Below are 4194 nucleotides of genomic sequence, written 5' to 3' on the forward strand. Positions count from 1 at the left end.
TCATCTTTAGATCCGCCTGCATTTGTTTTCTATTATACTATTATCACCTCAAACTCCGAAGACCCTGTCAAGTCCGGTTTTTAATCGGAGGTGTGGAAGGTCGACTTTCCCATCGACCGTAACAGCGATAGCGAAACCCAACAACAGCTCAATTCACTATAGAGACTTCGATCTGATAAATTGACATTTTTGAGATGCACCCAGTCCATCACCATTAACCGACGTTCGTTAATGCGCTGCTCCTGCCAAGGAGATTCCGTTATAGAATGATGTAAGCGGTTTGCAAACCACACCCACCGAGTCGTTGGCTATCTGAGTTACGTTGTTCCGCTGGCTTTCCCCGAGTAATCCTCCCAAATAGTGTCTAAACCCCTTTTTTTGTGCTTGGGTTTTGAAGTCGGGGTCGAAACGCTTGCACCACTTCTCAAAGCAGGTTGGCATGGCCGCTGGCGTGGTTTCTCTCATCGGAATGTCTTCCACCTTGCATCTCTGTCAGCCCAAGGGTTGGCCCTTATTCTACCTCTTCTTTTCGTTTAAGTCCCGCTACGATGCAGAACGCCGAACACTCGATCGCTCGGTTTTTCCAGTTTTCCCACCATCAAACCGATTGGCAAACCGAAACCCTCGCTGGCATTACCACCTTTATGACGATGGGGTATATCCTCGCCGTCAACCCCGACATTCTCTCGAACGGAATTTTTCTCGCGCAACCGGGAGACTTATTCGCTGAAATCGCGATCGCCACCGCCCTCTCTGCGGCCTTCGCCACCCTTTTCATGGGTCTCGTCGCAAAATATCCCTTCGCCCTCGCCCCCGGAATGGGCTTAAACGCCTTTTTCGCCTTCTCCGTCACCTTGGGCATGGGGATCGAGTGGCGCGTGGCGTTGGCGGCTGTCTTTCTCGAAGGGATCGTCTTTATTTTCCTGACTTGGGCGAACTTACGTCGCTGGATTATCGCCGCCATTCCCGGTTGTCTGCGATCGGCAACCGCCACCGGAATCGGCCTGTTTCTGGCCTACATTGCACTCTCCCGTTCTCCCGAAGCCGGAGGTGCGGGCATCATCGTCGCCGATCCCAACACCCTCACCCGTTTGGGAGATTTCAGCCGACCGGAAACCCTGTTAGCCGTCGTGGGAATTCTCCTCACCGGGGCGTTCGTTGCCCGTCGCGTCACCGGGGCGTTACTGTGGGGAATCCTGGCGACGGCAGTATTGGCGTGGATTTCTGGGGTGACACCCGCCCCGACGCAAGTGTTCGCCTTGCCAGAACTGCCGAAGGATTTGTGGGGTCAGGCATTTGTCGGTTTCTCGAGATTGGGAACCGTCAGCGTCGGTCAATTTCTCTCGGTTCTGTTCGCCTTGCTGTTCGTGGATTTATTCGATACCGTAGGAACTCTCGCCGGAGTCAGCCTTCAGGCAGGATATCTCGATCGCCGAGGCGAACTGCCTCGCGCCAACCAAGCATTTATGGCCGATGCGGTAGGAACCACCGTCGGGGCGATTCTCGGCACGTCCACAGTGACGACGTATATCGAATCGGCGGCTGGAGTCGCAGTCGGCGGACGCACGGGGTTCGCATCGGTGGTGACGGCGGCATTGTTTGCCCTGTCGGTGTTTTTTATTCCGCTGCTGGCCTCGATTCCAGCGTTCGCTACAGCACCGGCGTTGTTAGTCGTGGGAGTGTTGATGACGCAGAACGTGCGATCGATCCGTTGGGACGATCCGGCCGAATCGATTCCGGCGTTTTTGACGATTTTAGTGATGCCCCTGAGTTTTTCGATCGCCGATGGGTTAGCTGTGGGATTTATCAGTTATCCACTCATGAAAGCGTTTCAGGGGAAAGTACGCGAAACCTCCATCGCCAGTTGGGTTTTGGCCGTGGCGTTCTTCTTGAAATTTACCTTCGACGCGACGGAAGCACTTTAGATGTAGCACTTTGGTAATAAACCGTGTTACACTGCGAGGCGTTTCTGTTATCGCCTTACCGAATTATCATGGCTTCGTTTCGGGATATTATTCGATACTTCCGCCCCTACTGGTCGATGGCGACGTGGAGTACGGTCGGAACGGGACTGTTTGAAACGATCGATCTCGCCGTTCCCTACGCCATCGGACAAATTCTCAATGTTCTCTCGGGAGAGCCGATCGATCCCCTCGTCAAACCCTTAACAGTCGCCGTCGCGAACGGGTTCGGCGTCACCGAGGGAAAAACCGTCGAACTGGCAGTTTTAGTAACAATTATCTTTATTATTGCCGTCGTTCGCGCCCCGATTCAACCCTGGGTCAGCGGTTGGTTTCACTGGGCGATCGCCCTCGAAGCTCGACGCGATAACTCTCGAAAAGTTATCGCCCAAATTTTGAATTTACCGCTCGATTTTTACGACGAAAACAATCCCGGTCGGATTGCCGGACGAGTCGCGAAAGGTTTATCCAACCATACTTGGACGTATCCCGAAGTTGCCGGACAGCTCGTCCCTAAGTTAATGCGCGTTCTGGGGATTTTTATCGTCATTTGGCTGATCGAGCCGTGGATTGCGGCGGCGTTCGCTGCCTCGTTTTCGGGAATTCTTCTGTTTAGTTTGCGAGATTTGCGAGCGATCGTTCGTCAAGAAGAAAGGATCGAGCGATACATCGAGAATACCGAAAGTCGTACCTCTGAGATTATTACCAACATAAAAACCGTTAAAGCTTTTGCCACTGAAGCGAACGAACTCAAACGACAAAATCAACGACTCGAGCGCGAACACAAAGTCATTATCAACCGCATTCATCGCCAGTACGTCATTCTCGAAACCTGGCAAAAAACTGTTATTCAATCGTCTCTGTTCGGCATTTTAGTATTAACCCTTTGGGGAACTATTAGCGGTAGTATCTCGCTGGGACATTTTATTACGACCTTTACCGTCGCGAGCTACGCCTATTCCGAACTCGAACCCATCAGCGTAATTGCCGAAGTGTTCGCACGCCGATATACCTCGATGGTGCGATTTCACGAGTTTATGAAGCGTCCGTCTGGGAAAGACGCCGCCAGTTTAATTCCCGAACTTCCGTCCGACAATCCCTATCGGTTTACGGGGAAACTGGAATTTAATGCGGTGACGTTTGGCTACAACAGCGATCGCCCGGTACTGCAAGCGATCGACTTTCTCGTCGAACCCTACCAAACTGTCGCTCTCGTGGGGCGATCGGGATCGGGAAAATCAACCCTCGTCAAACTACTGTTTCGCTATTTCGAACCCGACAGCGGACGCATTTCGATCGACGGCGAAGATATCCGAACGCTCGATATCGCACGATATCGGCGACGATTGGCGATCGTTCACCAAGAGGTCGATATTTTCAACGGAACTCTGTTAGACAATCTCATCTACGGCAACCCCCAAGCCTCTTGGGAACGCGTTCGATCCGCCTGTGAAATTGCCCGTGTGGACGAGTTTATCGACGAGCTTCCGAATGGATACTACACCGTCGTCGGCGAACGGGGTGTACGGCTGTCGGGGGGACAGCGACAACGAATCGGCATCGCACGAGCGTTAATTGTCAATCCCGACGTTCTCGTGTTCGACGAAGCCACTTCCAGCCTCGATTACGAGTCCGAGCGATCGATTCAACTGGCAATGAAATCAATTTTTGGAACTCGCACGACGATCGTCATCGCTCACCGCTTGAGTACCGTTCGCGACGCGGACAAGATTATCGTGTTAGACAACGGACGTATCGCCGAAATTGGCAGTCACGAGGAACTGTTGCGGGGTGAGGGGTTGTACCGTCGCTTGCACGCTTTGTCTGAAGCGGGGGAGTTGGTGAATTGAGTATCGATACGGAATCCGAATCCCAACGCTTCGACTTCGCTCGCTTCGACTTCGCTCGCTTCGACTTCGCTCGCTTCGACTTCGCTCGCTTCGACTTCGCTCGCTTCGACTTCGCTCGCTTCGACTTCGCTCGCTTCGACTTCGCTCGCTTCGACTTCGCTCGCTTCGACTTCGCTCGCTTCGACTTCGCTCGCTTCGACTTCGCTCGCTTCGACTTCGCTCGCTTCGACTTCGCTCAGCGTTGAGTCCGAGCGGAGTCGAGGACTCAAATACTGGTTTCGATCGACCCGACAAGCCCCTCTATCCCCCCAACCATCCCCCCTTCGCCCCCCTTTCAAAGGGGGGCGAAGGGGGGATAGGGGGCTAAGGGGGGATGGGGGGGC

The 4194-nt window shown here is 53.5% G+C and carries 3 protein-coding genes and 1 pseudogene; 2 read left to right on the plus strand and 2 right to left on the minus strand.

Annotated elements, in window-relative coordinates:
• Window positions 1-203: 203 nt before the first annotated feature.
• Window positions 204-465, minus strand: a pseudogene (locus tag GEI7105_RS35395) (IS701 family transposase); the annotation flags it as partial.
• Window positions 466-548: 83 nt separating this feature from the next.
• On the opposite strand from GEI7105_RS35395, the gene GEI7105_RS0123490 reads away from it, so the two are divergent.
• Complete coding sequence (locus GEI7105_RS0123490; protein WP_017662850.1) at window positions 549-1925, plus strand: NCS2 family permease; 1377 nt, start codon at window positions 549-551, stop codon at window positions 1923-1925.
• 68 nt (window positions 1926-1993) lie between these two features.
• Window positions 1994-3811: an ABC transporter ATP-binding protein gene (locus tag GEI7105_RS0123495; RefSeq protein WP_017662851.1), complete on the plus strand. Its 1818-nt coding sequence runs from the start codon at window positions 1994-1996 to the stop codon at window positions 3809-3811.
• On the opposite strand, the gene GEI7105_RS40095 is transcribed toward GEI7105_RS0123495, so the two are convergent.
• Window positions 3733-4080, minus strand: coding sequence for a hypothetical protein (locus GEI7105_RS40095; protein ID WP_083862521.1), 348 nt, complete (start codon window positions 4078-4080; stop codon window positions 3733-3735). The genes GEI7105_RS0123495 and GEI7105_RS40095 overlap by 79 nt on opposite strands.
• Between the last annotated feature and the right edge of the window lie 114 nt (window positions 4081-4194).

It is taken from the genome of Baaleninema simplex PCC 7105 (genome assembly GCF_000332355.1).
Taxonomy (GTDB): domain Bacteria; phylum Cyanobacteriota; class Cyanobacteriia; order Cyanobacteriales; family Geitlerinemataceae; genus Baaleninema; species Baaleninema simplex.